The organism is Mycolicibacterium setense, assembly GCF_000805385.1.
Lineage (GTDB): Bacteria > Actinomycetota > Actinomycetes > Mycobacteriales > Mycobacteriaceae > Mycobacterium > Mycobacterium setense.
The window spans coordinates 86,596-113,442 of sequence record NZ_JTJW01000003.1 but is presented as its reverse complement, the minus strand read 5'-3'; the positions used below and the strand labels follow the sequence as shown (position 1 = coordinate 113,442).

At 66.0% G+C, this 26,847-nt stretch carries 27 protein-coding genes; 16 read left to right on the top strand and 11 right to left on the bottom strand.

Annotated features, from left to right (window positions below; genetic code table 11):
* Nucleotides 1-4: 4 nt before the first annotated feature.
* Both QQ25_RS02115 and QQ25_RS02110 read left to right on the top strand, forming a co-directional pair.
* On the top strand, nucleotides 5-1,480 hold the full coding sequence (locus tag QQ25_RS02115) for an aldehyde dehydrogenase (RefSeq protein WP_039376902.1): 1,476 nt from the start codon (nucleotides 5-7) through the stop codon (nucleotides 1,478-1,480).
* A 145-nt stretch (nucleotides 1,481-1,625) separates the two neighbouring features.
* On the top strand, nucleotides 1,626-1,847 hold the full coding sequence (locus QQ25_RS02110; protein WP_039376901.1) for a hypothetical protein: 222 nt from the start codon (nucleotides 1,626-1,628) through the stop codon (nucleotides 1,845-1,847).
* Between the two features lie 6 nt (nucleotides 1,848-1,853).
* On the opposite strand, the gene QQ25_RS02105 is transcribed toward QQ25_RS02110, so the two are convergent.
* Nucleotides 1,854-2,651: a crotonase/enoyl-CoA hydratase family protein gene (locus QQ25_RS02105; RefSeq protein ID WP_039376899.1), complete on the bottom strand. Its 798-nt coding sequence runs from the start codon at nucleotides 2,649-2,651 to the stop codon at nucleotides 1,854-1,856.
* Between the two features lie 314 nt (nucleotides 2,652-2,965).
* Between QQ25_RS02105 and QQ25_RS02100 the strand changes: the two genes are divergently transcribed.
* Complete coding sequence (locus QQ25_RS02100) at nucleotides 2,966-3,613, top strand: TetR/AcrR family transcriptional regulator (protein ID WP_039376897.1); 648 nt, start codon at nucleotides 2,966-2,968, stop codon at nucleotides 3,611-3,613.
* On the opposite strand, the gene QQ25_RS02095 is transcribed toward QQ25_RS02100, so the two are convergent.
* From QQ25_RS02095 to QQ25_RS02085, 3 genes are all read right to left on the bottom strand, one after another.
* Entirely contained in the window at nucleotides 3,594-4,124 is a 531-nt protein-coding gene (locus QQ25_RS02095) for a dihydrofolate reductase family protein (protein ID WP_039376896.1), read from the bottom strand. The two genes, QQ25_RS02100 and QQ25_RS02095, sit on opposite strands and share 20 nt — an antisense overlap.
* 3 nt (nucleotides 4,125-4,127) lie before the next feature.
* Complete coding sequence (locus tag QQ25_RS02090) at nucleotides 4,128-5,051, bottom strand: helix-turn-helix domain-containing protein (RefSeq protein WP_039376894.1); 924 nt, start codon at nucleotides 5,049-5,051, stop codon at nucleotides 4,128-4,130.
* A gap of 64 nt (nucleotides 5,052-5,115) precedes the next feature.
* Nucleotides 5,116-5,958: an arylamine N-acetyltransferase family protein gene (locus QQ25_RS02085; protein ID WP_039376893.1), complete on the bottom strand. Its 843-nt coding sequence runs from the start codon at nucleotides 5,956-5,958 to the stop codon at nucleotides 5,116-5,118.
* Nucleotides 5,959-6,017: 59 nt separating this feature from the next.
* On the opposite strand from QQ25_RS02085, the gene QQ25_RS02080 reads away from it, so the two are divergent.
* The 5 genes from QQ25_RS02080 to QQ25_RS02060 all read left to right on the top strand — a co-directional run bounded on the left by QQ25_RS02080 (nucleotide 6,018) and on the right by QQ25_RS02060 (nucleotide 11,815).
* On the top strand, nucleotides 6,018-6,605 hold the full coding sequence (locus tag QQ25_RS02080) for an HD domain-containing protein (RefSeq protein ID WP_039376891.1): 588 nt from the start codon (nucleotides 6,018-6,020) through the stop codon (nucleotides 6,603-6,605).
* A 123-nt stretch (nucleotides 6,606-6,728) separates the two neighbouring features.
* A complete protein-coding gene (locus QQ25_RS02075) occupies nucleotides 6,729-7,538 on the top strand; it encodes a 1-acyl-sn-glycerol-3-phosphate acyltransferase (protein ID WP_039312814.1) in 810 nt (269 codons plus the stop codon).
* Between the two features lie 6 nt (nucleotides 7,539-7,544).
* The gene (fadD12, locus tag QQ25_RS02070) at nucleotides 7,545-9,182 is read left to right on the top strand and encodes an acyl-CoA ligase FadD12 (RefSeq protein WP_082017378.1); all 1,638 of its coding nucleotides are present in this window, start codon (nucleotides 7,545-7,547) and stop codon (nucleotides 9,180-9,182) included.
* The gene (locus tag QQ25_RS02065) at nucleotides 9,175-10,431 is read left to right on the top strand and encodes an alpha/beta hydrolase (RefSeq protein ID WP_039376890.1); all 1,257 of its coding nucleotides are present in this window, start codon (nucleotides 9,175-9,177) and stop codon (nucleotides 10,429-10,431) included. Before fadD12 ends, QQ25_RS02065 begins: the two co-directional genes overlap by 8 nt.
* Nucleotides 10,432-10,441: 10 nt before the next feature.
* Entirely contained in the window at nucleotides 10,442-11,815 is a 1,374-nt protein-coding gene (locus tag QQ25_RS02060; protein WP_039376888.1) for an FAD-binding oxidoreductase, read from the top strand.
* Nucleotides 11,816-11,835: 20 nt separating this feature from the next.
* Here the strand turns inward: QQ25_RS02060 and QQ25_RS02055 are convergent, their stop codons facing one another.
* On the bottom strand, nucleotides 11,836-12,447 hold the full coding sequence (locus QQ25_RS02055; protein ID WP_039376887.1) for a hypothetical protein: 612 nt from the start codon (nucleotides 12,445-12,447) through the stop codon (nucleotides 11,836-11,838).
* A gap of 189 nt (nucleotides 12,448-12,636) precedes the next feature.
* On the opposite strand from QQ25_RS02055, the gene QQ25_RS02050 reads away from it, so the two are divergent.
* Nucleotides 12,637-13,083 carry a MarR family winged helix-turn-helix transcriptional regulator gene (locus tag QQ25_RS02050; RefSeq protein WP_082017377.1) on the top strand — a complete coding sequence of 149 codons (447 nt, stop codon included), beginning with the start codon at nucleotides 12,637-12,639 and terminating at the stop codon, nucleotides 13,081-13,083.
* Nucleotides 13,084-13,108: 25 nt separating this feature from the next.
* Here QQ25_RS02050 and QQ25_RS02045 read toward each other — a convergent pair whose 3' ends face one another.
* From QQ25_RS02045 to QQ25_RS02035, 3 genes are read right to left on the bottom strand one after another with little or no spacing between them, the layout of a single operon-like run.
* Entirely contained in the window at nucleotides 13,109-14,794 is a 1,686-nt protein-coding gene (locus QQ25_RS02045) for a nitric oxide reductase activation protein NorD (RefSeq protein ID WP_039376884.1), read from the bottom strand.
* Nucleotides 14,791-15,612: a CbbQ/NirQ/NorQ/GpvN family protein gene (locus QQ25_RS02040; protein WP_039312799.1), complete on the bottom strand. Its 822-nt coding sequence runs from the start codon at nucleotides 15,610-15,612 to the stop codon at nucleotides 14,791-14,793. The genes QQ25_RS02045 and QQ25_RS02040 overlap by 4 nt, the downstream gene beginning before the upstream one ends.
* On the bottom strand, nucleotides 15,609-16,778 hold the full coding sequence (locus QQ25_RS02035) for a spirocyclase AveC family protein (RefSeq protein WP_039313763.1): 1,170 nt from the start codon (nucleotides 16,776-16,778) through the stop codon (nucleotides 15,609-15,611). Before QQ25_RS02035 ends, QQ25_RS02040 begins: the two co-directional genes overlap by 4 nt.
* Before the next feature lie 125 nt (nucleotides 16,779-16,903).
* On the opposite strand from QQ25_RS02035, the gene QQ25_RS02030 reads away from it, so the two are divergent.
* Nucleotides 16,904-17,506: a TetR/AcrR family transcriptional regulator gene (locus tag QQ25_RS02030; RefSeq protein WP_039312797.1), complete on the top strand. Its 603-nt coding sequence runs from the start codon at nucleotides 16,904-16,906 to the stop codon at nucleotides 17,504-17,506.
* On the opposite strand, the gene QQ25_RS02025 is transcribed toward QQ25_RS02030, so the two are convergent.
* A complete protein-coding gene (locus QQ25_RS02025) occupies nucleotides 17,503-18,660 on the bottom strand; it encodes an amidohydrolase family protein (RefSeq protein WP_052235563.1) in 1,158 nt (385 codons plus the stop codon). The genes QQ25_RS02030 and QQ25_RS02025 overlap by 4 nt on opposite strands.
* Before the next feature lie 10 nt (nucleotides 18,661-18,670).
* Complete coding sequence (locus tag QQ25_RS02020) at nucleotides 18,671-20,131, bottom strand: aldehyde dehydrogenase (RefSeq protein ID WP_082017376.1); 1,461 nt, start codon at nucleotides 20,129-20,131, stop codon at nucleotides 18,671-18,673.
* 145 nt (nucleotides 20,132-20,276) lie between these two features.
* Here QQ25_RS02020 and QQ25_RS02015 point away from each other — a divergent pair, with 145 nt between their 5' ends.
* Genes QQ25_RS02015 through QQ25_RS02000 form a run of 4 tightly spaced genes read left to right on the top strand, consistent with a single transcriptional unit; the run spans nucleotide 20,277 to nucleotide 23,643 of the window.
* A complete protein-coding gene (locus QQ25_RS02015; protein WP_039376883.1) occupies nucleotides 20,277-21,542 on the top strand; it encodes an aromatic ring-hydroxylating oxygenase subunit alpha in 1,266 nt (421 codons plus the stop codon).
* Between the two features lie 4 nt (nucleotides 21,543-21,546).
* Nucleotides 21,547-21,873 (top strand): hypothetical protein, encoded by a 327-nt coding sequence (locus tag QQ25_RS02010; RefSeq protein ID WP_039312792.1) that lies wholly within the window; start codon nucleotides 21,547-21,549, stop codon nucleotides 21,871-21,873.
* The gene (locus tag QQ25_RS02005) at nucleotides 21,870-23,156 is read left to right on the top strand and encodes a metal-dependent hydrolase family protein (RefSeq protein WP_039376880.1); all 1,287 of its coding nucleotides are present in this window, start codon (nucleotides 21,870-21,872) and stop codon (nucleotides 23,154-23,156) included. The genes QQ25_RS02010 and QQ25_RS02005 overlap by 4 nt, the downstream gene beginning before the upstream one ends.
* Before the next feature lie 34 nt (nucleotides 23,157-23,190).
* Nucleotides 23,191-23,643: a MarR family winged helix-turn-helix transcriptional regulator gene (locus QQ25_RS02000; RefSeq protein WP_039313751.1), complete on the top strand. Its 453-nt coding sequence runs from the start codon at nucleotides 23,191-23,193 to the stop codon at nucleotides 23,641-23,643.
* A gap of 33 nt (nucleotides 23,644-23,676) precedes the next feature.
* Here QQ25_RS02000 and QQ25_RS01995 read toward each other — a convergent pair whose 3' ends face one another.
* Nucleotides 23,677-24,774: a fatty acid desaturase family protein gene (locus QQ25_RS01995; RefSeq protein WP_039376877.1), complete on the bottom strand. Its 1,098-nt coding sequence runs from the start codon at nucleotides 24,772-24,774 to the stop codon at nucleotides 23,677-23,679.
* Between the two features lie 212 nt (nucleotides 24,775-24,986).
* On the opposite strand from QQ25_RS01995, the gene QQ25_RS01990 reads away from it, so the two are divergent.
* On the top strand, nucleotides 24,987-26,060 hold the full coding sequence (locus QQ25_RS01990) for a ferredoxin--NADP reductase (protein ID WP_052235562.1): 1,074 nt from the start codon (nucleotides 24,987-24,989) through the stop codon (nucleotides 26,058-26,060).
* A gap of 15 nt (nucleotides 26,061-26,075) precedes the next feature.
* Nucleotides 26,076-26,822 (top strand): SDR family NAD(P)-dependent oxidoreductase, encoded by a 747-nt coding sequence (locus tag QQ25_RS01985; protein WP_039376875.1) that lies wholly within the window; start codon nucleotides 26,076-26,078, stop codon nucleotides 26,820-26,822.
* Nucleotides 26,823-26,847: the final 25 nt, after the last annotated feature.

Here is a 26,847-nt window from a genome sequence, read left to right as displayed (position 1 = left end):
GCTCATGACACAGAGTTCCACCGCCACGCGCACCGAGTTCGACAAGCTGTTCATCGGCGGCCACTGGGTTGAACCGTCGACCACCGAGGTCATCGAAGTCTTCTCGCCTGCCACCGGAGAAAAGGTCGGTCAGGTGCCACTGGCCGCCGAAGCCGATGTCAACGCCGCGTGCGCCGCTGCCCGCAAGGCGTTCGACGAGGGCCCCTGGCCCCAGATGTCGCCCGAGGAGCGCCAGGCCGTGCTGGCCAAGGCCGTGGAGCTCATCAACGAGCGGGCCGAGGAGTTCAAGCACCTGCTGAAGCTGGAGACCGGCCAGCCGCCGACCATCGTCGACATGATGCAGTTCGGCGCGGGGGTATCGAGCCTGCAGTACTACGCCGGCGCGGCCGACAAGTACGACTGGAAAGACATCCGCGACGGCATCTACGGCCAGACCCTGGTCATCAAAGAGCCGATCGGCGTCGTCGGCGCCGTCATCGCGTGGAACGTGCCCTTCTTCCTGGCTTGCAACAAGCTGGGCCCGGCTCTGCTCGCCGGCTGCACGGTGGTGCTCAAGCCGGCCGGTGAGACACCGCTGACCACCAACCTGTTCGCCGAGGTGCTGACCGAGGCCGGCCTGCCCGAGGGCGTGCTGTCGGTCGTGCCGGGCGGCCCTGAGACCGGCCGCGCGCTGACTGCCAATCCTGAGCTCGACAAGTTCACCTTCACCGGCTCCAGCGGTGTCGGCAAGGAGATCGGCAAGATCGCCGCCGAGAAGCTCAAGCCCTGCACGCTGGAACTCGGTGGCAAGTCCGCGGCGATCATCCTCGAGGATGCCGACGTGGATTCCACGCTCCCGATGCTGGTGTTCTCAGGCCTGATGAACTGTGGTCAGGCATGTGTGGGCCAGACTCGCATTCTGGCGCCGCGGTCGCGCTACGACGAGATCGTCGAAAAGCTCTCGGCAGCCGTCGCCGCCATGCCGGTTGGCCTGCCCGACGATGCGGCCTCGATGATCGGCCCGCTGATCTCCGAGAAGCAGCGCGACCGGGTCGAGGGCTACATCAAGAAGGGCCTCGAAGAGGGTGCGCGCATCGTCACCGGCGGCGGCCGTCCCGAGGGGCTGGATTCGGGTTGGTTCGTTCAGCCGACCGTGTTCGCCGACGTCGACAACTCGATGACCATCGCCCAGGAGGAGATCTTCGGGCCGGTGCTCGTGGTGATCCCGTTCGACACCGAGGAAGACGCGGTGCGCATCGCCAATGACTCGCCGTACGGCCTGGCCGGCAGCGTGTACACGACGGACTTCGCCAAGGCCGTCCAGATCGCCTCGAAGATCCGCACCGGCACCTACGCGGTGAACATGTATGCCTTCGATCCGGGCGCACCGTTCGGCGGTTACAAGAACTCGGGCATCGGACGCGAGAACGGCCCCGAGGGCATCGACGCCTACACCCAGGCCAAGAGCGTGCTGCTGCCGTTTGGCTACACCCCGGAGTAAAACTCCTCGAAAATCGTAAAGGCGCCCTGGGACTGCGGTTTCAGGGCGCTTTTCGTTTGGCCCACGTCGCACCGGCAGTCAATATTCAGGTTCGCCAACTAGCCTGGCGCGGGCTTATCCGACACCGAGACGCAAGGAGATTTCCATGGCAGTTTCCGTTGATCTGGCCAAGTCGCTCGACAAGACATACGAGGACAAGTCCCTCGGGGAGATCCTGGATGCCTCGCCTGCGGCGCTCGCCGGGGTGACCGACGCCGACGCCGAGCACCTCGCCGCGGCGTTCAACATCAAGACCGTGCGCCAGCTCGGGTCCAACAAGTTCTTCGCGGTGGCCGCGGCCCTGGTCGCGCTGGAGTCCGCCGGCTGATTTCCCTCAGCGGCCCACGAAGTTCGCGGCCCGGCGTTCGATGAAGGACTGCACGCCTTCGGCGGCGTCGGCCGTCGCGAACAGCTCGGCGATCACGGGCCGCAGCCGTGCGATCGCGGCTTCGTCCCCGTCAGTGTGCGCAAGGTGTGCCGACGCGAGAGTGGCCCGGACACCGAGCGGCGCGGACCGGTCGGCGATCGTGTGCGCGATCTCGGTGGCGCGGATGAGAGCGGTGTCGGCATCGGGCGTGACCTCCTGGACCAGCCCGATCCGGTGTGCCTCGGCGGCATCGAACTCGTCACCGGTGAGCAGCCACCGCATGGCATTGCCCCAGCCGGTCTGGCGCGGTAGGCGCAAGGTGGCACCCCCGAACGGGTAGATGCCGCGTAACACCTCGATCTGGGCGAACCGGGTGTCCTGCGCCGCCACACGGATATCGGCGGCCAGCAGCAGTTCGATACCGAGGGTCAGGCATCGGCCCTGGGCCGCGGCGACCACCGGTTTCGTCCAGTCGCCGTCGAGGCGCCACGGGTCACGTCCGCCTTCGGGCATGGGTAGATCGCCACTGGCCACATACGGCGCCACGTCGACGAGATCGAGGCCTGCGGTGAAGTGCGCCCCGTGCGCGAACAACACACCGACGCGCAGGTCGTCATCGGATTCGAGCAGTCCGTAGGCGAGGGCGAGATCGGTGAGCATCGCGACGTTGAACGCGTTGCGTTTGTCCGGACGGTTCAGTCCGATCAGCAGGACGTGGCCGTCCCGCTGCAGCGTGAGGGTTTCGAATGCCGGGTCGGTCGTCATGGGAGCAGTCAACGCCGGCTCACAGAATTATGCAAGGCACCATAATTTTGGTGGAGCCTCGCGACACAGGGAGAACCTGTTCAGAAGCAGTTAACCTGCTAGTCTTTTACACACCAGCATGCCTGTCGGATACTCGACATCATGCGAGGATTCCATCATTTCTATGGTGGATGACATAGAAGGGCGGTGCGCGATGTGGGTCGTCGAACTCAATCTCGCCGGTCACCGGTTCAGCCGTCGGGTTCGCACACCCCACACCCCGGTGCGTGTCATCACCCCCCGGATGCTCCTTCGCTGTTCCTCGCAGTTCCTTCATGACCGCGTCGCCTGACACCGCCACGAAGCCGCGCAACAAGCGTGGCTCGACCCGCGCCCGCATGCTCGGCAGTGCGGTGGAGGTTCTGCGTGAGCGGGGCGCCGCCGGCGTCACGATCGACGAAGTGCTCGCCCGCAGCGGTGCGCCACGCGGGTCGGTGTATCACCATTTCCCCGGCGGCCGCCGGCAGATGCTGATCGAGGCGCTGCAATACGCCGCGGACACCATCGGTCGCGTGGTGGGCGCCGAAACATCCGGCAGCGCATGGGATCTGGTGCACCGATTCGTCGAGTTCTGGGAACGGGTACTCACCGGAAGTAACTTCAGTTCCGGCTGCCCGGTGGTCGCGGTGGCGATCGCCGCACCGGACGAAGAGCCCGATCTGGCCGCGGCCGCGGCCGCGATCTTCGACCGCTGGCGCACGGACCTGGCCGGAGCCTTCACCGCCGATGGCTTCGACGAATCCGACGCGTCATCGCTTGCGGTGATGTGCATAGCGGCACTCGAGGGGGTCGTGGTGTTGTGCCGGTCCTCAAGATCTGTCGAACCGTTGCACGATGTCGCTCGGCAACTCGAATTCCTCATCAAGTCAAGGGAATTCGTCCGCCGTAACGGTGTCCCCCGGCTCAGTCGGCCGTCGCCCTGACCCATCGGGCGCAGACGAACTCACCGTTGGGCGCGGATTCGGCCAGCACCCACTCGGAGCGGACCGGCAAGACCGGCGACCCCGCCCCCAGAGTGCACGGCGCGTAGCTGACCACCATCTCGTCGATCAACCCGGCCGCGACGTACTGCGCGGCGACGTCGCCTCCGCCGACCACCCAGACATCCTTACCTGCCGCCGCCTCGACGAGGCTCGGCTGCAGTTCGGCGATGTCTCCGGAGAACACCTGCACCGGATGCCCGGCGGCGATGATCTGCGGCCGGTGCGTCAACACCCACGTCGGCTGCTCGTACATCCACTCACCGGGCTGGTCCTTCAGGATCCACTCATAGGTGGCCGAACCCATCACCAGTGCCCCGATCGTCTTGATGAACTCGTCGTAGCCGAATGGGCCGTGCTGATCGATGTTGCGGGTGATCAGCCAGTCCAGGCTGTCGTCGGTATCGACGATGAACCCGTCCAAGCTCGACGCGGTGTAGTACACGGTCTTCACCGGTCAGTCCCTCCTCATCCATTCCAGTGGGTCGCCACGGTCCACTTCGAGACCATGTCGGGCCAACATGCCCCGTACCAGTGCGCGCCGATGCGCGGAGTAGGTCAGCACATGCGCGATGATCCCGTACAGCTGAAAGGATTCCGGCGGATCGCACAGTGCGTCGATCACGGTGTCGCCGAGCCGTCCTGCCGCTGAGTACTCCGATATCAGTGTGGTCCAACGCTTTCCGATGACGCGGTGGTGCGCGGCGAGTTGCCCGGCCGCCGCCTTGCGGGTCACGTCACGCGAGGGAAAATCCCTGCCCTCGATGGTCGCCAGCCAGACCTCCTTGGTCCACACGATCGCTCCCAATACCGCGGCGACGCTGGGCTCCGGACCGTCCCAGTCCAAGACCACCTGCCCCGGTGAAACATCCTGGGCCCATTGCTGTTCGGAGAGCCGGCCGCCGACACCGATCAGGTATTCGGTGTCGGCGACATCGTGCACGAGCATGAACTGGGCGATATCCGGCCCGGATGCCTCGCCCGGGTCGGCATCGCACCACAACGACTGGGGCGGATGGAAGTGGACACCGTTGGGGGCGGTCAACCGGAAGCCGACATCGCCGGCGCGCGACGGTGGCACACCGAACGCCCGGCGGAACGCCCGGGAGAACACCTCCGCCGACGACCAGCCCTCGGTCTCGGCCACCTCCGCCACGCCGGCACCCTGCTGCAACCGCCAGGCCGCCCGCTCCAGCATGACCCGTCGGCGCAGCGCCGCAGGCGGCTCTCCGGTGAGCCGGCGTACCTCCCGGGAGAAGTGGAACTCCGAGGCGTAGCTGCTGCGCGCCATGTCGCCGACGCCCGAGTTGTCGTCGTCGACGACGGCGTCGAGCAGTTCACGCAGCCGGTCGCGTCTGTTCGGTTGGTCCTCCACGGTCACCGAGTATGGTCGGCCGACCGCGCCGGGAACATGACATTTCCTGCTGTGGTTGCCCGGGCCAGGATCAGCTGTCGAGCACCTGCGCCACCCGGGCTTCGACGTCGACATCCGGGTCGAGATCGGACAGGTTGATGCCGAACCGCTCGGTGAGCGCCTCGAGAACCTGTGCGGCCGTGTCGAATCGGATCCGTTCGGTATTGCCACGGCTGTGGATGGCCAGGTTTCTCCCGCGCAAGTTGAACCTGGCGTCATCGGTGACCAACGCCGCGGTCAGACCGACGACGAACACCCCACCGGGGTGCGTTGACACATACCAGCTTCCGACCTCCAGGTCGATGCGCGGTTGCGGCGCCGTGGTGAACCGGTACAGCGGCTGCCACTGCCCGCGAACCTGCGCGGCCAGCTCATATTCCGGCTCGTTGAGCGTGGGCAGCTCGAGCAGCCGGTACGGCTCGTGGCGGGTCTGCTGCACAGCGCCGGCATGCAGTCGGATCGGCGAGGACAACGTCTGCCCGCCGAACCCGACGTCGACCAGGAAGCGTCCGGCCTCGTCGGGAACCGTCACCGCCAGCACATTGTGGGTGAGTGCGGGCAGAGGGGCATCGGGCTCTTTCATCCACACCACCCGACCGGCCAGCCGCTCGACGCCGTACCCGAGCTCGTCCAGGGCGTAGCCGAGAAGGCCGTTGTGCTCGTAGCAGTAGCCACCGCGGCGGCGCGTGATGAGCTTGTCGCCCAAAGCTTGCGCGCTGAGGTCGGACACCGGGACACCCAGCAACGGGTCCAGGTTCTCGAACGGGATCGACCGTCCGTGGGCGGCGACGACGTTGCGCAGCGTTTCCACATCGGCTGACGCCGGGCCTTGATAGCCGATCCGGTCGAAGTAGGCGGCGAGGTCTAATCCCATGACGCTCAATGATGCTGCCTCAACAACGGTTGAGGTCAACCGCGGCGCACACTGGACCCATGGCTGCCCATCTCACCGAGGCCCTGCGGGAGGATTTGCTGGCCCGCTGGTCGGAATCCCACCGCAGGCACCACAACGTCGCGCACCTGCGTGAGGTGCTCGACGCGATAGGAACCCTTGCCGACGACGGACTGCACTTCGACCGGGAAGCCGTCGAGCTCGCGGCGTGGTTCCACGACGCGATCTACGACATCGGCCGCGACGACAACGAAGACCGCTCGGCGATGCTGGCCCGCCGGCTGTTGGACGGATCGGCCGACCGCGAGGAAGTGGCTCGACTGGTGCTGGCGACCAAGTCCCACAAAGTCGACGCCGGCGACGTCAATGCCGCGGTGCTGAGCGACGCCGATCTGTCGGTGCTGGGCGCGCCCGCGGCGCGTTATCGGCAGTATGCGGACGCGGTACGCGACGAGTATGCGGCGGTGCCCGACGACGTATTCCGGTCGGCGCGGGCGCGGGTGCTCGCAGCACTGCTCGCCGGCCCGATCTTCCACACGGCGCCCGGCCTGCAGCGCTGGGAGGAGCAGGCCCGGCGCAATGTCACCGGCGAAATAGCAGAGCTGACCATGCCGGACCCGCGATTTTGAGAGGATCGACCGCAGCTACTGGGCGGTAGCTGGACGAACGCAGGGAGCAAATGGGTTTTTTGCCCGCGAGCTGGGTACACTAGCAAAACTAGAACACGTTCCAATCCACATCAGGGGGACCCTGTGGCTGCGACCGACATCGACCCGTCCGAAATCACCAAATGGGATCCGGGCCTGACCGAGAAGGTCATGGGCCTGCTGCGGCCGCTCATCAAGGGCTACCACCGGGCCGAGATACGGGGGCTGGACAGCTTCCCCAAGGGCGGCGCGCTGGTGGTGTCGAACCATTCCGGTGGCCTGTTCGCCCTGGACGTGCCGGTGTTCGCGACGGGCTTCTACGAGAAGTTCGGCTACGAGCGGCCCGTCTACACCCTCAGCCACGACATGCTCATGACCGGCCCGACCGCGGCCTTCTTCAAGAAGACCGGCTTCATCCGGGCCAGCCACGAGAACGCAGACGAGGCGCTGCGCTCGGGTGGCGTCGTCGTGGTGTTCCCCGGCGGTGACTACGACGTGTACCGGCCCACGCTGTCGGCCAACAAGATCGACTTCGGCGGACGCACGGGCTACATCAAGGCCGCCATCAACGCCGGCGTTCCGATCGTCCCGATGGTCGGCATCGGTGGCCAGGAAACCCAGCTCTTCCTGTCCCGCGGCACCGGGCTGGCCAAGGCGCTCGGCCCGATAGCGCGGATGGCCCGCACCAAGATCGTGCCGGTGTCGTTCGGTTTCCCGTTCGGCCTCTCGGCGGTGCTGCCCCTCAATGTGCCGTTGCCCAGCAAGATCGTGATGAAGACGCTGCCGCCCATCGACATCGCAGCCGAGTTCGGTGAAGACCCCGACATCGACGAGGTCGACGCTCACGTCCGCAGGGTGATGCAGCGTGCGCTGGACGAGCTGGCCGAAGAGCGCCGCTTTCCGGTGATCGGCTGAGCACCGGTGAATCCGCTTGATCTGCTGACCGGACCGCTGGACCGCGTAACCGACACCGTCGGCCTGGTCACCACCATGCGGCGGGCCGGAATCATCACGGTGATGCGCCCGGACAAGTATCTGCGCATCGCCACCGCGATGGCGCGCGAAAACATGGGCGTCACTTCGGGTTTCGCGGCCTCAGCGCAGCGCTGCCCGAACCGGCCGGGCCTGGTCGACGAACTCGGCACGCTGACCTGGCAGCAGGTCGACCAACAGGCCGATGCGCTGGCCGCCGGCCTGCAGGCGCTGCCGGGTGGTGAGCCGAAAGTTCTCGGCATCATGGCGCGCAACCACCGCGGCTTCGTGCTGTCGCTGATCGCCGCCAACCGCATCGGCGCCGACGTGCTGCTGCTCAACACGTCGTTCGCCGCTCCGGCCATGGCCGAGGTGCTCAACCGCGAAGCCGTGGATGCCGTCATCTACGACGAAGAGTTCACCGGCACTCTTGATCAAGCACTCGGCGCGCATCCGAACGTCGCACGGATCGTCGCCTGGACCGACACCCACGCCCACAACCTCACCGTCGCCAAACTCGTCGAGGAGCACCGCGGCGAGGAGCCGCGCCGCTCGGCCGAGAAGAGCCGAGTAATCCTGCTGACCTCCGGGACCACGGGAACTCCCAAGGGCGCCAAGCATTCCGGCGGTGGCCCCGAGGTGCTGAAGGCCATTCTGGATCGCACCCCGTGGCACACCGAAGAGCGGGTCGTGATCGTCGCGCCGATGTTCCACGCGTGGGGCTTCTCCCAGTTGGCCTTCGCGGCGTCGATGGCCTGCACCATCGTCACCCGGCGCAAGTTCGATCCCGAGGCCACCCTCGAGCTGGTCGACCGGCACCGGGCCAAGGGCCTGTGCGTGGTGCCGGTGATGTTCGACCGGATCATGGAATTGCCGGAGAACGTGCTGAATCGCTACGACGGACGCTCGCTGCGATTCGCCGCGGCATCTGGATCGCGCATGCGTCCCGACGTCGTCACCGCGTTCATGGACCGGTTCGGCGACATCATCTACAACAACTACAACGCCACCGAGGCCGGGATGATCGCCACCGCGACACCGGCCGATCTGCGCGCCGCACCCGACACCGCGGGTAAACCCGCCGAGGGCACCGACATTCGCATTCTCGACGCGGAGTTCCGGCAGGTCCCCGCCGGCGAAGTGGGCACCATCTACGTACGCAACTCGACCCAGTTCGACGGCTACACCTCCGGCACCACGAAAGACTTCCACGAGGGCTTCATGTCCTCGGGCGACGTGGGCTACCTCGATGCGGCAGGCCGCCTGTTCGTGGTGGGCCGCGACGACGAGATGATCGTCTCCGGCGGCGAGAACGTGTACCCCATCGAGGTGGAGAAGGTGCTGGCCGGCCACTCCGATGTCGCCGAAGCGGCCGTGATCGGTGTCGAGGACGAACAGTTCGGACAACGTCTGGCAGCGTTCGTGGTGCTCTCCGGCGCCATCAGCCCCGAGGACCTCAAGGCGTATGTTCGAGAGAATCTGGCCAATTACAAAGTGCCGAGGGAGATCGCCGTGCTCGACGAGTTGCCGCGCAACAGCACCGGCAAGATCGACCGGCGCCAACTCCAGGAGAAGGTGAATGGCTGACCGCCATCATGCACTACGAAGACGGCTGCTCGCAGCGGCCGCTGAGCTGCTCAACGCCGCCAACGCGGTGAAGCCGATCGGACGCAAGGGTTACAGCACCGTCCTGGCCTTTGCCTTCGGCTGGCCGACCTCGGAAAACGCTCCGCTGGTGATCACCGGGTCGGCCCTCGATGCACTGCGCCGCGGTATCCGTGGCGATTACCGGTCCACGAGCGGCCGAATCTCTTTGCTGCTCAAGGCGATTTCCTGGGCGCTGCTGGTGCTGGTGCACCGTCGCGGTGTGCAGTCCCGGCCCTACTTCGAAGATCCGGTGCGCGAGGCGCTCGCCGACGAGTACCCGTCGGCCCTGCGGCCCCTGCGTCGCGGCGAGGTGTACGCCACCTCGATGAGCCGGCGCCGCTACGCACGCAAGACCGTGCACTACGGCCCGCACCGGGCCAACCTCGCCGACATCTGGATGCGTCCGGACCTGCCGCTCGACGGCAAGGCGCCGGTGCTGCTGCAGGTGCCGGGCGGGGCGTGGATGATCGGCATGCGCCGACCGCAGTCGTATCCGCTGATGAGTCACCTGGCCGAGCAGGGCTGGATCTGCGTGTCGATCGGCTACCGGATCAGCCCGCGCCACCCCTGGCCGAACCACATCATCGACGTGAAGCAGGCGTTGGCCTGGGTGAAGGCCAACATCGCCGAGTACGGCGGTGATCCCGACGCGGTGTGCATCACGGGCGGATCGGCGGGCGGCCATCTCACCGCGCTGGCCGCGCTGACCCCCAACGACCCCAAATGGCAGCCGGGTTTCGAGGACGCCGACACGTCGGTGGCAGCTGCGGTGCCCGTCTACGGCCGCTATGACTGGTTCAGCAGCACAGGCACCGGCCGGGCCGAGTTCATGGAGATCCTGGAGCGACTGATCGTCAAGAAGCCGCTGGCCACCCATGGCCAGGTGTACAAGGACGCCTCACCGATCACGCTGGTACACCCCGACGCTCCACCGTTTTTCGTGTTGCACGGCACCAACGACTCCCTCATCCCGGTACGCGAAGGCCGCGAGTTCGTCGAAGCGCTGCGCGAGGTGTCGAACTCGCCGGTGATCTACGCCGAGATTCCGCACGCCCAGCACGCGTTCGACATCTTCGGCTCACCCCGCGGGCACTACACGGCCGATGCCGTCGCCGAGTTCCTGACCTGGGCCCGGGCCAGGGCCCGCGCCGACGCTGAGAACACCACGGACGTCGCTTCCAGTTACTAAACTTCCGGTGATGTCCACCCCGGACACCGACATCGCCACGCTGGCCGCCGAACTGCCGGACCGCGCGGTGATCACCGACCCCGCCGTGATCGAGGGTTATCGCCGCGACGCCGCGCTCGACCCGGAGGCGGGACGAGCGCGGGCCGTGGTGCGTGCCGCCGGCACCGAGGATGTGCAGGCAGTGCTGCGGTGGGCGAGCGCACACGGTGTTCCCGTAGTGCCCCGCGGCGCGGGATCCGGGCTCGCCGGCGGCGCCAACGGAGTCGACGGCGGCATCATCTTGAGCACCGAACGCATGCGCGACATCCGCATCGATACCGCGAGCCGCACCGCGGTGGTGCAACCCGGTCTGCTGAACTCAGAGGTGAAGCGGGCAGCCGCTGAGCACGGGCTGTGGTACCCGCCCGACCCCGGTTCGGTCGACATCTCCTCGATCGGCGGGAATGCGGCGACCAACGCCGGCGGGCTGTGCTGTGTGAAGTACGGAGTCACCAGCGATTACGTGTTGGGCATGCAGGTGGTGCTGGCCGACGGCACGGCCGTGCGGTTGGGCGGCCCGCGGCTGAAAGACGTTGCCGGCCTGTCGTTGACGAAGTTGTTCGTCGGTTCCGAGGGCATCCTCGGGGTGATCACCGAGCTCACCCTCCGGCTGATCCCGGCGCAGCCTCCGGCGTCGACCGCGGTCGCGCTGTTCGGCTCGGTACAGGACGCCGCAGACGCGGTGGTGGCCATCACCGACAAGGTCCGGCCGGCGATGCTGGAGTTGATGGACCACGCCACCATCAACGCCGTCGAGGACTACCGCCACATGGGCCTGGATCGCTCGGCAGAGGCGATGCTGCTGGTTCAATCCGACGCGCCGGGCGCTGCCCAAGAGGAGATCGCCCACATCGTCGAGGCATGCGAAACATCCGGTGCCACTGAGGTTTACGCGACAGATGATCCGGACGAGGGCGCCGCGTTCACCGCCGCCCGCCGGCTGGTCGGCCTGGCCCTGATGCGATTGGGCACGTTCTACCTCGAGGACGTGACGGTGCCCGTACCCGACCTGCCGGAACTGGTGGCCGGCATCAAGCGCATCGCCGACGACTGCGACGTACTGATCTGCGTCGTCGCGCATGCCGGTGACGGAAACACCCACCCGGTGGTGGTGTTCGATGCCGAAGATCCGGATATGAGCGCACGCGCCCGTCAAGCGTTCGCCCGGGTCATGGAACTGGCGATCGCGATGGGTGGCACCATCACCGGCGAGCATGGCATCGGCCGGCTCAAAAGAGATTGGCTGCCACTACAACTCGGTGACGACGTGATGAGGTTGACCCGCCGGATCAAGGATGCCCTGGACCCACAGGGCATCCTCAATCCGGGCGCAGTGCTGCGCTAGCCCCCGCGCCCGCCGGGAGCTTACTGGGCCAGCACCCCGTGCAGGGCCTTCTTCGCCTCGGTGATGGCCGCGAGCAGATTCGTCCGCACCTCACCGAGCTTGGCCTTCTGTTCGTCCGTGCCGGTGAACGCGATGGTGCGGGCCAGGCCCGCGACCTCGTGCAGGCCGGTGCGGATCTTGATGACGTCGGCGAACTTACCCGCCTTGCCCAGAAACGCGTGTGCGGTCTCGCTGGTCACACCGCGCCAGGCCAGCAGCTGGGTGCCGAATTCGGTCAGCGTGGCGACCCCGTCGGAGACGGTGACCACACCTCGGCCGGCCAGTGCGGCGATGGCCAATTCGACGATGTCCAGTGGTGGGGTGACGGCACCGCCGGTCGCCTCGGTGGTGCGCTCGACGATTTGTTCAGCCGTGGCCGGACCGTCGAGCAACAGTGCCGCGGTGCCGACTGCCGCACGCTTGAGTGCGAAACCGGGCCCGAAGCCCTTGCCGAACCCGGGGCCGCCGAAGCCTCCGCCGAAACCGGGCGCACCGAACCCTCCCGGACCAAAACCGCCCTGCCCCTCAGGCCCGCAGTTACCGCCGCCGAATCCCGCCGGGCTCCAACCGCCAGAGAATCCTCCAAAACCCATGTCACACATCCTTTTATCAGATTTCAGCCGGGCCGGCGAAGCGCGGCCCGACAGGTGTATCAAGTTCCTTGATACGCCGCTATCGGACCCAATTCAATGAGATCTGGCTGAGAACTGGTTGAGCTGTCGGCGAAATGGCGCGATCGATCCTGATGGTCGACGCGGGTCGCGCGTGTGAGGATGCCACCTATGACTGTCCCCGACAGCGAGCCGCTGGGCTACCTCCTGCACAGGGTGGCCGCAACATTGCGGCCAGAGGTGGCGGCGGTTCTCGCCCCCCTGGGACTCGGACTGGCCGAGTTCGTCTGCCTGCGGATCATCTCGCTGAACCCCGGGCTCACCAACGCCGAACTGGCCCGCCTCACGCACGTCAGCGCGCAGGCGGCCAACCAGCTGCTGCACCGCCTACAAGCTGCGGGCGCGGTGCGCCGCCCCGATACGGCGGCGGCCGGGAAAGCACTGCCCGCCGAACTCACCGCGACGGGGCAGACGTTGCTCACCCGCGCGGAGGACGCCGTCCACGTCGCCGATCAGCGAGTACTGGACCGCCTCACACCCACTGAACAACGGCAGCTCAAAGCATTGTTGCGCAAAGCCGGAAGCGACGACACCGCGTGCGGACGTAGCGACGGCTGATGTTCATGGTGATGCCCTGGCGTGGTCACCGCGGTTTGGGAGCGGCGAGTTCACGCAGCGCCGACAAGAACAGCTCATCCATCCGCGGGCTCAGCTCGGACAACGTCGCGGCGCTGGCCGAGCTGGCCGCGCCGAAGACCTGATCGAGCGTGTCAGGGTCGCCGCCGGGACCTATGGACAGGCACAGGCACCCCATGCCGTCCGCGCGCAACTCCTCGAGGGCCTTCGAGGCGTCGGCCTGGGCGTAACGCCCCTGGTAGCCGTCGTCGTACGGATAGCCGTCCGACAGCACGATCAGTAGCCGATGTGGCGTTCCTGCCTGGTTTTTGAGTATCTCGCCCGCGCCTCGGATGCCGGCACCCAGCCTGGTGTAACCGAACGGCTGCAGCTGGCCGAGGCGGGCCCGCCCGGCAGCTCCGAAGCGTTGCCCGAACGTCTTGATCGCAAGCAGGTGCACCGCGCGGCGGCCCTGTGACCGAAACCCGTATACCGCGACGCGGTCGCCGAGTTCCTCGAGCGTCGCGGCGAGCGTCGCGGCCGCCCGGCGTTGGTGATCGTGGACGGCGAGGCCGTCGCCGTCGGCATCGGTCGCCGATCCTGACGCGTCGACGAGGATGAGCACACCGAGGTTGCGGGCGAGCTTGCGGCGCTCCGTGTACACGTGCTCGGGTGCTGAGTAGCCTGACCGCAGATCGACGAACAGGTCGATCAAGGCCTCGTTGTCGACGTCGTCGCCGTCAGCACGAGCACGCAACACTTTGGGACCGAGGCCCACTCGCGCCAATCTGCGTCTCAACACCGCGTCCCGTGTCACACCGATGGCTGAGACGTCCACCGCGGCGGTGATCGGGAAATCGATGACGCGGCACCAGTTTTCCCGATACCGGTCACCGAAGACGTCCCATTCCGGATACATGGCGCCACCGACCGCGAGTGCCGCACCAGGCTTCTCGGCGCGGGTGAAGTGGATCGGGGTGGGTACCGGGCGCGCATTCATGCCGGCGTGCGACGTCCGTCGTATCGAGCCGACTCCCAATTCCCCACCGACGCTGTCGCTTTCGGACGAACGGGCACCGCCGAACAGCCTGCGCAGGAATTTCGCGGGAGCCTGCATGCCGATGGGCGCCTCGAACAGTTTGAGGATCCAGCTCTTCTCTGCCGGTCCGTCGTCGTCATCGTCCTCGTCCATCTCGGATGGGTCGGTGTGCTCGGCGTCCATCCGGACGTCGGCATCGGTCGCGCGTGACCCCGCCCCGCCGCCGACGCGGCCCAGTTTGGACGGTTTGATCGTCCCGAACCAATCCGGTGCTGGGTCGAGTTTCGTTCTGCCCAAGGCGATCTGTAGCGATTCCTCGGAATTGGCCGACCGCGCGGCGGAGTCAGGACCGACCGCTGCCGCCAGGGAAACACGCGGACCGAGATCGGCGAGTACCCGGTGCCCTTCGAGCGCCAGGTAGCGGCGGGCAAGCTGGGGCCGCCCCCGCAGTCGCTTGACGTACTGATCGTCGAGGCTTCCGGCTCCCAGAAGTGCGCTCTGAACGAGCACTTCGCGACGCTGCCTGTCCGGATCCGCGCTCGCCGATACGAAGACGACCTGCCCGTCGGTGTACGCCAACTCGTCCACGCGGGCCACGGCCACATCGATGGACCGCCCGGCGAGGAAACCGGCCAGAAACCGGAAGTCGTGCGGCTCCGGATGACCGGTGTTCACCGTCGGGGCAGGACGGCGTCGACGAGTTCTCCGAGGCCCCGGATCACGTCGGGATCGTCGGACAGCACCTCCACCACGGCGGACTGGACAGCGTCGCGCAGACTCAGTCCTTCGGCGGCGAGCCCGCCGGCGAGAATCAGCATGCGGGTCGAGGCCACCTCGCTCAGTGCCGAGCCGTCCAGATCCCGGATGGCGTTTCCAAGAGTGACCAGCGACTGAGCGGTGGACGCGTCGATCCCCGCCTCCCATGCCACGATCTCGGTCTCGATCTCGGCGGCCGGGAAGTCAAGGCTGATCGCGACGAAGCGCTGCCGGGTCGAGTCTTTGAGGCTCTTCAGGATGCTCTGGTAGCCGGGGTTGTAGGAGATCACCAGTTGAAAGCCCGGCGCGGCGGACAACGTGGTGCCGAGCCGGTCGATGGGCAATTCGCGACGGTGGTCGGCAAGCGGATGGATGACCACAGTCGTGTCCTGACGCGCCTCCACGATCTCGTCGAGATAGCAGATGGCGCCCTCTCGCACCGCCCTGGTCAACGGGCCGTCCACCCAGACCGTTTCACCGCCCTTCAGCAGGAACCGGCCCACCAGATCGGCCGAAGTCATGTCCTCGTGGCCGGCGACGGTGATGAGCTCACGACCGAGTTCGTGCGCCATCGCCTCGACGAAACGGGTCTTTCCGCACCCGGTGGGTCCTTTGAGCAACACCGGCGCACCGCGCCGCGCGGCCGCCCGGAAGGTCTCGACCTCTGTGCCCGCGGCGCGGTAGAACGGTGCCGCCGAACCTGTTTCGGTGATCGGCCTGAACTTGCTGGCCGTCATCGCTGTGGACCCTGAACGATCGGAACGACAGGCGGCATCGTTGCCCCTTCCGGCAGGACCAGTTCACCCTCGTTGTTGATATACCCCGAACGGTGTGTCGTCAACGGCAGGTCAGGGTTCGGGCACGGCCGGTCGGTCCCCTCGCCGCAGATGCCGGGGTTGAAGTACGAACGCTTCTGCACATCCTCCGGCCACGCATCGGCCTGGGTGCCGAGCCACGTCGCCGGGACGTTGTAGAACAGGAAGAAGCATGCGCTGACACCGCCGAAGATCGCCAGGAACCGGATGAACTGTTGTTTGACGAATCCGCCGCGGACCCGGTCGATTCCGCGTTCGACCACGGTGTGGCCTTTGTCATCGGTGAAGAAGCGCAGGCAGACAAGCGCCGTCTGGACGCCACCCCACATGAAGCCCTCGTAGATCGGCCACTGGTAGTAGGTGCCTGCGTTGAACGACAGCGACTGGATGGCGCCGGGGTAGGAGTAGAACCCGATCGGCAGCATGATCAGGGCCTCCATGACGAAGTCGAAGGCGATGGCGATCGCATAGGTGACCAAGACCAGCCGCAGATTGCTGATCCCGGGCCAACGGTTCTTGATCTTGCGCATGATCAGGCATCCGACGATGGTGAGCAGCAAGACGCCGTACGCGTAGCCGGGGATGTTGGTCAGTATCGGTTCGGGCACGGTATGGCCCGGTTCCTCGTGTGCCACCCAGCCTGGGATGTACGGCGCCCAGGACCCCTGGTTGAACAGCCAGGCGTTGTACGTGCACCAGGTGCTGTAGTAGTTGAGCATCGGGTCCTGGAACATCATCAGGCCCATCGACACCAGCAGCATGCCGTCGAGCGTGATGCGGCGCTCCCGCACCCAAGGCCGAATGATGAAGAACCACAAGGCAACCGGCAGGCCGACCCAAAGTACGACGGAGTTGGCGATCAGCGGGATCTTCATGTACATCGGTGGCTCGCTCGGGCCACCCGACACCGACTCGAAATAGGGCCCGGTGACCCACCGGGTGAACAGATACAACGTCAATAGCAGCACCATGCCGCCGACGGTCGCCCAGATCTTGAAGGCGTTCGACGACGACGGACCTTGCTTTTCGAGCTCGGCGACGCCGCTGATCGATTCGGTGACAGCAGACTTTTTGGACAGATCACTCATGATCGGTTTCCCCTTGACGATCGTGGAGGCAGTGGGCAGCGCGAGGCGGCCCAACCGGTGCAAATATACTCGTCGGTATCTGAGAATCCAATAGGTCGCTCAGATTCTGTGGCAGACTTTCTGCCATGGCGGAGCGCTGGACCCGAGAACGCAGACTCGAGCACACGCGCTCGGTGCTGCTCGATGCCGCGGAGGAGGTATTCGCCGAAAAGGGCTTCGCGCCAGCCACGCTCGACGACATCGCGCGGACCGCCGGATACACCAAGGGCGCCATCTACAAGCACTTCACGACCAAGGAAGACCTGTTCCTGGCCGTGAGCGATCGCTATTGGCGGCGCTACTTCGACAACTTCGCCGAGGTGATGTCGAGCGCGAAACAGGTCGGTCCGCGTGAAATCGATGAGATCGCGCGGCGGTGGCGCCTGCTGAGCCAAGACCGCGGCGCCGAACACGCCGCGCTCGGGCACGAGTTCATGCTGTATCTGCTGCGCAACCCCGACGCGCGAGAACGCGTCGCGGCCAAGCGATCCGAGGTTGTCGACGCGCTGACGAAGTTCATCATCGAGGGCATCGACCAACTCGGTGGCACGCTGCTGATCCCACCGAAGACGTTCGCCCAGGTGCTCATCGCGACCAGTGACGCAGTCGTGCTGGGTAGCGAACTCGACGACGTCGACCTCTACCGGCCGATCGTCGACATGTACGTGTCAGCGATCAAGCTGCCCTAGAAGACTCGTACCTGGCCTTCCAGCACCGGGACGGTCTCGGGCAGCTTGTAAGTCTCAATCCCGTTGCGGAACATGATGTTTTCGCGGGCATGCTCGGGCAGGTGCTTGACCAGCCAGCGCGGATCGTCGAACGTCCAGTGCGGGTAGTCGGACGAGAACAGCAGGATCTTGTCGCACTCCATCCACTCGAGGGCCCGGGACAGTTCGGTCTTGTCCTCGGGGTAGTCCAGCGGCTGGGTGGTGAACTTGATGTGGTCCTTGACGTACTCGCTCGGCTTGCGCTTGATGTCCATCCAGCTCTTGCGCTTCTCATAGATGGCATCCATCCGCCACATCAACGGCAGGATCCAGGTGAAGGCATGCTCGACGAACACGATGCGCAGCGTCGGGAACCGGTCGAAGACCCCGTCGAAGATCAGGCTCATCACCTGGTTGGCCGCCAACAGCGAGTACGTGACCATGAAGTCGTGGTTGTAGCTGGGCAATCCGACCGGCGGCAGCGGCAACTCGTCGTACTCACCGCGGGAGAGGTGGCAGCTGACGGTGATGTCGTGCTTGGTGGCCGCGGCCCAGATCGGGTCGTACTTCGGGTCACCCCATGCCGGGCGCGGCTCGGCCTTGATCAGGATCTGCGCCATGTAGGGATGGCCGGCCCACCGCTCGATCTCCTGAGCGCCCAGTTCCGGCGCTTCCACAGCCAGGCAGATGGACCCGCGCCAGCGCTCGTGCCAGTTGTTGTGGGAGTCCAGCCAGTGGTTGGCCTGCCAGTCGTTCAGCGCGCAGTTCATCGCGTGATTGGCCTCGGGGATGTGGGCCGAGTACGCCGCCGGCTCCAGTACCGCGATGTCGGCGCCGGCCTCCATGATCAGTTGCCGGAACGCGAGATCCGGATCGCTGCCGGCGAATTCGCCGTCGGCGGGAAAGGAATCGGTGCGCATGGCGTAGGCGTGCGCATAGTCGGGGGCGTCGTAATAGATCAGGTCGCCGACATCGTGGGTCCCGAAGTACTTGCTGCGCCACGGCTCCGGGATGTACTGGCCCAGCTCGCCGCTGCGGGGCACCGGATGCACATCGGAGTCGACGCAACGGACCGCGATGCGCTCGGTGGCGGGAATCCTTCGAGCTGAGTTCTGCGTAGACAACGTGTCGGTCATGACTGTCCCCTCAACGTGCGGTCGCGACGGCGATGGACTTGGTCTCGAGATATCCATCGAGCCCTTCACGGCCGAGTTCCCGGCCGTATCCACTGTCCTTCACGCCGCCGAAGGGTGCGAACGGATCCATCGTGTACCCCTGGTTTACCCCGAAAGTGCCCGTTTGTACACGCTCGGCGATGCTGACACCGCGGTCGGTGTCCGCCGTCCACACCGAGCCGGCCAGCCCGTAATCGGAGTCGTTGGCGATGGCGATGGCGTCCCGCTCGTCCTCGTAGGTCATCACTGTGAGGACCGGCCCGAAGATCTCCTCACGCGCGATGCGCATCGTGTTGTTCGCCCCGGCGAACAGGGTGGGGCGCACATACCAGCCGGTGTCGACGCCGTCGGGCAGGTCGGTCCCGCCGCAGATCAGCCGGGCCCCCTCGCGCTGCCCGAGGTCGATGTAGTCACGTACCCGTTGTTGCTGCCGTCGTGAGACCAGCGGGCCCAGCTCCGTGGCCGGATCGGCGGGGTCGCCCACGACAAGGGCACTCATTTTGGCTGCCAGGGCATCGACGAACTCCTGTTCCCGCGCGACGGGAACCAGGATGCGGGTCAGCGCATTGCAGATCTGCCCGCTGTTGGACAGGCTGGCCGAACGGACCCCGGCCGCAACGGTTTCGGGATCGGCGTCGTCGAGCACGATGGCCGCCGACTTGCCGCCGAGCTCGAGGCTCACCTTGGTCAAGTTGGCGGCGGCCGCCGCCGCGACGGCCCGGCCCGCGGCGCTGGACCCGGTGAACGAGACCTTGTCGACGCCGGGGTGGCCGACCAGGTGGGCGCCCACTGCGGCGTCCCCCGGCACCACGGTGACGACGCCGTCGGGGAGGCCGACCTCCTTGAGCAGTTCGGCCAGGAACAGCGCATCCAGGGGAGATTCGGGGGCAGGTTTGAGCACCACAGCGCAGCCGGCCAACAGCGCGGGGACCAGCTTGGTGGTGATCAGGAACTGCGGCATGTTCCACGGCACGACGGCTGCGACGACACCCACCGGCTCCTTGCGGATCTGGACGTCGGAGCCGAAGAAACCGGCGCGGTTCTCCTGCCACGGGTACGACTCGGCGAGGTCGCAGAACGCCGGCATCATCATGGTCGGCAGCCCGACCTGTGCGCGTTGGGCGAAACTGATCGGCGCACCCATCTCGGCCGAGATCAGCCGGGCCATCTCGCCGCGTCGCTGTGCGTAGAGCTCGGCCAGGCGCCGCACCGCGGCGATCCGCTCCGCCGGGTCGAGCCGCGGCCACGGTCCGTGGTCGAAAGCCGCGCGGGCGGCCGCCACCGCGGCGTCCACATCGGCCGGGCGACCTGCCGCCACGCGGGCGATGGTCTGCTCTGTGTGCGGCGAGATGACCTCGATCGTGTCGCCGGGATCGCCGTCCAGCGACCAGTCCGCCTCGACTCCGAGATACTCGCCAAGATGCTGATCCATTCGGATCCTTCCGCCTCTGTGCCCCAAGAGTATCAACTACTTGTCATTGATGGAACCGCGGTCTACCGTCAAGCCTGAAGCCCTGGCCGGCGTCCGCAGCCCCATGTCGGCATCGTCGGTCGAATCACATCGCAGAGGAGCGGGCATGGCTCGGTTTCCCAAGCCGGCTGAAGGCAGCTGGACGCAGCACTACCCCGACCTGGGTACCGGGCCGGTGTCGTATGAAGACTCGATCAGTCCGGAGATCTACGCACTGGAGCGTAAGGCGATCTTCAAACGCGCCTGGCTGAATGTCGGCCGGGTAGAACAGCTTCCGCGCAAGGGCAGCTACTTCACCAGAGAGATGAAGGCGGCCAACACCTCGATCATCGTGGTGCGCGGAAAGACCGGGGAGATCAAGGCATTCCACAATGTCTGCCGCCACCGCGGCAACAAGCTGGTGTGGGATGACATGCCGTTGGAGGAGACCAGCGGCGTCTGCCGGCAGTTCACCTGCAAGTACCACGCCTGGCGTTACGACCTGGACGGCCAGCTGACGTTCGTCCAGCAGGAAGACGAGTTCTTCGACCTCGACAAGAGCCGCTATCCCCTGGTGGGCGTGCACTGCGAGGTGTGGGAGGGGTTCATCTTCGTCAACTTCGCCAAGACCCCCGAGCAGCCACTACGCGAATTCCTCGGCCCCATGATCACCAATCTGGAGGGCTACCCGTTCGACAAGTTGACCTCCAAGTTCACCTATCGCTCTGAGGTGAAGGCGAATTGGAAGCTGTACATGGACGCCTTCCAGGAGTTCTACCACGCACCCATCCTGCACGCGAACCAATCCCCCACCGCCTACTCGAAGGCGGCCGCGGAATCAGGTTTCGAGGCACCGCACTATCGGATCGAAGGGCCGCACCGGCTGGTGAGCACGTCCGGCGTGCGCGCCTGGGAGATGGCCGACGAGATGCGCAAGCCCATCGAAGACATCTGCCAGAGTGGCCTTTTCGGCCCGTGGGACAAGCAGGACATCGGCGAGATGCCGGCCGGGCTCAACCCCGCCAAGTGCGATCCGTGGGGGTTGGACTCGTTCCAGTTGTTCCCCAACTTCGTGATCCTGTTCTGGGGCCAAGGCTGGTATCTGACCTACCACTACTGGCCGACCTCGTTCAACACGCACACCTTCGAGTGCACGTTGTATTTTCCGGAGCCCCGTACCCCGCGGGAGCGAGTGGCACAGGAGTTGGCTGCCGTGTCCTTCAAGGAATACGGCCTGCAGGACGCCAACACCCTGGAGGCCACTCAGACCTCGATCGAGACGCGGGTGGTCGACGAGTTCCTGCTGTGCGATCAGGAGATCCTGCTGCGGCACCTGCACAAGGAGACCGCTGCATGGATCGAGGACTACCAGCGCAAGACCGCAGGAGTGTGACGCGATGAGCAGACTGCCGGCTGAATTCGCCGACCTGGAACAGTTTTCGGACTGGTGCCTGTCCAGCGAGCCGCAGCGCTACGCCAAACGGCTGGCCAGCACCATGTCGGAGATGCAGGCTTTCTACGACGCGATCACGCCGCGGGCCGAGGAAGCGATGAGCTACTGCGACAAGTTCAGCCTCGATGACCTGCCCGAGGATGTGCTCAACCTGATGCACCTGCTGTATTCGATGATCACGGTGTCGTTCCCGGTGGAGTGCTGGAAGCAGCCACGGGTACCGGATTCCGGTGCGACGTCCCTGGACTGCGTCGTCGAGCCCGTCCCGTGACCCACGCGGATTCCGGCGCCGGTACTCAGACGTCGGTTCTGCGCGCGGCCCGCTGGGTGGACGTGGCCGCCGGACAGGTCCGCTCCCCGGCGGTCGTGGTCATCGAGGGCAACCGCATCAAGGCCATCAATCCGGAAGGGCCACTGCCGGATTCGGCCACCGTCGTCGACCTGGGTGACAGCACCCTGCTGCCCGGGCTGATGGACATGGAACTCAACCTGCTGATCGGCGGGCCGGGCAATCCCGGCGGGCTGCCCACCCCGATGCACGGCGTGCAGGACGATCCGGCGTACCGGACGCTGCGTGGCGCGGTCAACGCCCGCACCACACTGGATGCCGGGTTCACCACCGTCCGCAACCTGGGCTTGATGGTCAAGACCGGCGGTTACCTGCTCGACGTCGCGCTACAACGAGCGATCGATCAGGGCTGGCACGAAGGCCCCCGCATCTATCCGGCCGGCCACGCCGTCACGCCCTACGGCGGGCACCTCGATCCCACGGTGTTCCAGCGGTTGGCGCCGGGCGTCATGCCGCTGTCGGTCGCCGAGGGCATCGCCAACGGCGTGCCGGACGTCATCGCATGTGTGCGCTACCAGATCCGCCACGGGGCCAAGCTGATCAAGGTGTCCGCCTCCGGCGGCGTGATGTCCCACAGCACCGCACCGGGCGCCCAGCAGTACTCCGATGCCGAGTTCGAGGCCATCGCTGACGAGGCCCACCGGGCCGGAGTCAAAGTGGCGGCCCACGCGGTCGGGGACACGGCCATCCAGGCCTGCATCCGTGCCGGCATCGACTGCATCGAACACGGATTCCTGGCCAGTGACGAGACGATTCAGATGATGGTCGACCACGGCACCTTCCTGGTGTCGACCACATATCTGACCGACGCGATGGCCATCGACCGGATCGCACCTGAGTTGCGCAAGAAGGCACTCGAGGTGTTCCCCCGGGCGAAAGCCATGCTGCCCAAGGCCATTGCCGCCGGAGTCCGCATCGCCTGTGGCACCGACGCGCCGGCAGTCCCGCACGGCGAGAACGCCAAGGAGTTGTGTGCGCTCGTCGAACGCGGCATGACACCGATGCAGGCGATACAGGCCGCCACCGTGGTGGCCTCCGAGTTGGTCGATGCCGCCGACGAACTGGGGCAGCTGGCACCGGGGTATTTGGCTGACGTCATCGCCGTCGCGGGCGATCCCAGCGCGGACATCGCGACGACGCTCGATGTGCGGTTCGTGATGAAGGACGGTGCGATCTACAAAAACGCGGAGGCCACGGTGCGCTAGCGTCGAGGTGACGGGCACGGCAGGAGACGAGATCATGGACCTCAACGAGAACACCTTGTGGTGGCTCAAACAGGCGTTCTATTTCTCGCTCACCGAGGTGAACGAGTCGGTCAAGGAGCATGGTGTCACCACTGCCCAGATCGGTGTTCTACGTCAGCTGGCCAATCAACCCGGCCTATCGGGGGCCGAGTTGGCCCGGCGCCTGCTGATCACCCCGCAAGGCGTTCAGATCGCGCTGACCGCACTGGAGAAGCGTGGCCTGGTCGAGCGCAAACAGGACCCGCAGCACGGGCGCATCCTGCAGGTCTTCCTGACGGATGAAGGCCGCGCGGTGGCCTCGGCGGTCGTGGCCGACGCGGTGGCGGCCCATGAGCGGGTGTTCGGCGTGCTCAGCGACGACGAGCAGGAGCAACTGAAGACTCTCCTGCGCCGGGTGATCGAGCAGGGAACCGGCCACACCCCGCATTCCGATCACATCGACCCGTGAACTCTCCGTCTTCCACGGAGCGCGCAGCCAGGCCTATTCGCGGCGTCGCCGGCCGATGCTCGACAGCCAGTCGGGAAACGCCAACCCGTGGATGATCCGTTGCGTCCGCAAGTACTGGCGCGGTAGCGATGCCGTGTTGTAGGGCAGGTCGTACTTGTCGCACAGTTCCCGTACGCGAACGCTGACCTGCGAGAGGCGGTTGCTCGGCAGATCGGGAAACAGGTGATGCTCGATCTGATAGCACAGATGGCCACCCGAGATCGCCAGCAGCGGGCTCACTTCGAAGTTGGCCGTCCCGAGCATCTGCCGCAGATACCACTCGCCCTTGGTCTCGTCCTCGACCACCGCCGGGTCGAACGTCTCCGCACCGTCGGGAATGTGCCCGCAGATGATGTTCACGTACACCCACAGGTTCCGGAGCACATTCGCGGTCAGGTTGGCCGTCAGGGTCCGTCGCCACCGGCGCAGACTCAGCGCGGGCAAGAACACGTAATCCTTGGCCAACTGGCGGGCCGCCTTGCCGAAGAACTTCCGCTTCTCCAGCGCAACAGCGTCCGGCGAGTCCAACCGCAGACGCTCCGAGTGCAACCCGTGCAGGGCAATTCCCCACTCGAACATCGCTGCCAACACCAGGTTGCGCAGCGGCGTCGCCAGGTACCACCCGCGCCACGGCTGGTCGGGAGTCACCCGTAGCAGGCGGTAGCCGATGTCCTCGTCCATGCCGAGCACATTGTTGTAGACGTGGTGCCGGTAGTTGTGCGAGTACCGCCACTGCGCGGAATGCCCGACCATGTCCCACTCCCAGGTATTGGAGTGGATTTCGGGGTCGTTCATCCAATCCCACTGGCCGTGGGAGATGTTGTGGCCGAGTTCCATGTTCTCGATGGACTTCGCGTACGCCAGCGCGCACGTGCCCAGCAGCCAACCCTTCTTCGACCGGCTGCCGGCGATCACCAGACGCGCCGCGACATCGAGCGCCCGCTGGAAATGGATCACCCGCCGGATATAGGCCGCGTCCTCCGCGCCGAGCGACTCCTCGACGTCTCGGCGGATCACGTCGAGTTCATAGGCGATCTCTTCGACGTCAGCGCTGCTGAGATGCAGGTAAGTGGAGACATCGGTGATCGCCATCAGGGTGTCCTCGGGTGGGTGCAGCGTTGGAGCGGTGCAATCCGGGCCACCGCGAGGGCAAAACCGCAGCCTAGAGGCTCGGACTCGACGATAGGTAATCGAGGTGAGCCGACCAGGCGAAACGTACGGCCCGCGCGCCTCTACCGGCGTCGACCACGCCCCGATATCTACCACTTGAGATTAATGACAAGTACTTGATATTGTGGATCGCGATGGAGACATCGACGACACCCCGCATGCAATCCGCCGACGTGAACGACGCCGACGGGTTCACGCCGTTGCGCATCAAACACGTGATCCGCGAGACCACTGACGCCGTATCACTGGTCCTCGATGTCCCCGAGGCGCGCAAGGACCAATTCCGTTATCTGGCCGGACAATTCGTCACCTTGCGAGTGACGATCGACGGTGCCGAACATCGCCGGTGCTATTCGATGTCCTCTTCCCCGGCCGTCGAGTCAGATCTGCGGATCACCGTCAAGCGCGATCGAGACGGCCTGGTCTCCAACTGGATCAACGACACCCTGAGCGCCGGCGACGAATTGCATGTCGCACCGCCCGAGGGCCGCTTCGTCCTCACCTCCACCGCCGGCGACGTCGTCACCTTCGCCGGCGGCAGCGGCATCACTCCGGTGTACTCATTGGTGCATTCGGCGCTGGCCGCCACCACCCGCAACGCCCGCCTGTTCTACGCCAACCGCAACCTCGAATCGGTGATCTTCCGGGATGCGCTGGCGGGCCTCACCGACTCCCACGGTGAGCGCCTCGAGGTGCATCACCATCTCGACGACCTCGACGGCGTCGTCTCACCACGACACATCGCCGACTTCATCGGCAGTGCGGAGCCGGGACACGACCACGCGGATACCGACTATTACGTCTGCGGTCCGGCCCCGTTCATGGACACCGTCGAGCGCGTCCTGCTCGATGCCGGGATCCCCAAGCAGCAGATCCATCTCGAGCGCTTCACTGTCGCGGCGATTCCGCCTCTCGACCCGGCCGAACCCGTGGTCACCGAAGAGGTGACCATCGAATTGGGTCGCAGCACCGTCACCGCGCCCTACCGCGCGGGCAACACCTTGCTGCAGACCGCTCGGCTGGCCGGCCTGAAAGCCCCGTCGTCGTGCGAAACCGGTTCGTGCGGAACATGTATGGCTCAGGTGGTCGAGGGCACGGCCCGGATGCTCAACAACGACGCCCTCGATGACGACGAGGTCGCCGATGGGTGGGTGGTGACGTGTCAGACGATCCCCACCAGTCGCACAGTGACAGTGGTCTATGAGTGAGAACAGGTGACTGAAATGACGAACAGGGTGGCCGTGGTGACCGGCGGGGCGTCGGGTATGGGGGAAGCGACCTGCCACGAATTGGGGCGGCGTGGCCACAAGGTCGCGGTGCTCGACGTGAATGCCGATGCCGCCCAACGTGTCACCGATGATCTGCGGTCGGCCGGCGTCACCGCGTTCGCGGTCGGCGCCGACATCACCGACCGCGCCGCCGTGGAAGAGGCTTTCGGCAAGGTCCGCAGTGAGCTGGGAGCCGTGGGCATCCTGGTCACCAGCGCGGGCATGTTCGGGTACGCGTCATTCGCCGAGATCACCGAGCAGTCCTGGGCCCAGATGATCGACGTGAACCTGAGCGGCACCTTCCGGTGCTGTCAGGTCGCCCTTCCTGACATGGTCGACGCCGGCTGGGGCCGCATCGTGATGATCTCCTCGTCGAGCGCCCAGCGCGGCACACCGTTCGCGGCGCACTACGCCGCGTCCAAAGGCGCGCTGTTGACGTTGACCAAATCGCTGGCCCGCGAATATGCCACGCACGGCATCACGGTCAACAACATCCCGCCGTCCGGCATCGAGACGCCGATGCAACACCAGTCGCAGGCGGCAGGCCATCTGCCGTCCAATGAGACCATCGCCGCCAACATTCCCCTCGGCCGGCTGGGAACCGGTGCGGATATCGCTGCCGCCGTGGGCTTCCTGTGCTCCGAGGAGGCCGGGTTCATCACCGGTCAGACCCTCGGCGTGAACGGCGGCTCGGTGATGTAGCGGCGAGTGCCGCCCGAGCAGTCCC

Coding starts and splice junctions, on each gene's coding strand:
- QQ25_RS02105 (WP_039376899.1), bottom strand. CDS start 2,651: ATGACGACCGACCCGGCATTCGAAACCCTCACGCTGCAGCGGGACGGC.
- QQ25_RS02035 (WP_039313763.1), bottom strand. CDS start 16,778: ATGAGTGATCTGTCCAAAAAGTCTGCTGTCACCGAATCGATCAGCGGC.
- QQ25_RS02115 (WP_039376902.1), top strand. CDS start 5: ATGACACAGAGTTCCACCGCCACGCGCACCGAGTTCGACAAGCTGTTC.
- QQ25_RS01985 (WP_039376875.1), top strand. CDS start 26,076: ATGACGAACAGGGTGGCCGTGGTGACCGGCGGGGCGTCGGGTATGGGG.
- QQ25_RS02060 (WP_039376888.1), top strand. CDS start 10,442: ATGTCCACCCCGGACACCGACATCGCCACGCTGGCCGCCGAACTGCCG.
- QQ25_RS02100 (WP_039376897.1), top strand. CDS start 2,966: ATGACCGCGTCGCCTGACACCGCCACGAAGCCGCGCAACAAGCGTGGC.
- QQ25_RS02065 (WP_039376890.1), top strand. CDS start 9,175: ATGGCTGACCGCCATCATGCACTACGAAGACGGCTGCTCGCAGCGGCC.
- QQ25_RS02110 (WP_039376901.1), top strand. CDS start 1,626: ATGGCAGTTTCCGTTGATCTGGCCAAGTCGCTCGACAAGACATACGAG.
- QQ25_RS01990 (WP_052235562.1), top strand. CDS start 24,987: ATGGAGACATCGACGACACCCCGCATGCAATCCGCCGACGTGAACGAC.
- QQ25_RS02025 (WP_052235563.1), bottom strand. CDS start 18,660: ATGACCGACACGTTGTCTACGCAGAACTCAGCTCGAAGGATTCCCGCC.
- QQ25_RS02055 (WP_039376887.1), bottom strand. CDS start 12,447: ATGGGTTTTGGAGGATTCTCTGGCGGTTGGAGCCCGGCGGGATTCGGC.
- QQ25_RS02020 (WP_082017376.1), bottom strand. CDS start 20,131: ATGGATCAGCATCTTGGCGAGTATCTCGGAGTCGAGGCGGACTGGTCG.
- QQ25_RS02040 (WP_039312799.1), bottom strand. CDS start 15,612: ATGACGGCCAGCAAGTTCAGGCCGATCACCGAAACAGGTTCGGCGGCA.
- QQ25_RS02050 (WP_082017377.1), top strand. CDS start 12,637: ATGACTGTCCCCGACAGCGAGCCGCTGGGCTACCTCCTGCACAGGGTG.
- QQ25_RS02085 (WP_039376893.1), bottom strand. CDS start 5,958: ATGGGATTAGACCTCGCCGCCTACTTCGACCGGATCGGCTATCAAGGC.
- QQ25_RS02030 (WP_039312797.1), top strand. CDS start 16,904: ATGGCGGAGCGCTGGACCCGAGAACGCAGACTCGAGCACACGCGCTCG.
- QQ25_RS02010 (WP_039312792.1), top strand. CDS start 21,547: ATGAGCAGACTGCCGGCTGAATTCGCCGACCTGGAACAGTTTTCGGAC.
- QQ25_RS02080 (WP_039376891.1), top strand. CDS start 6,018: ATGGCTGCCCATCTCACCGAGGCCCTGCGGGAGGATTTGCTGGCCCGC.
- QQ25_RS01995 (WP_039376877.1), bottom strand. CDS start 24,774: ATGGCGATCACCGATGTCTCCACTTACCTGCATCTCAGCAGCGCTGAC.
- QQ25_RS02015 (WP_039376883.1), top strand. CDS start 20,277: ATGGCTCGGTTTCCCAAGCCGGCTGAAGGCAGCTGGACGCAGCACTAC.
- QQ25_RS02000 (WP_039313751.1), top strand. CDS start 23,191: ATGGACCTCAACGAGAACACCTTGTGGTGGCTCAAACAGGCGTTCTAT.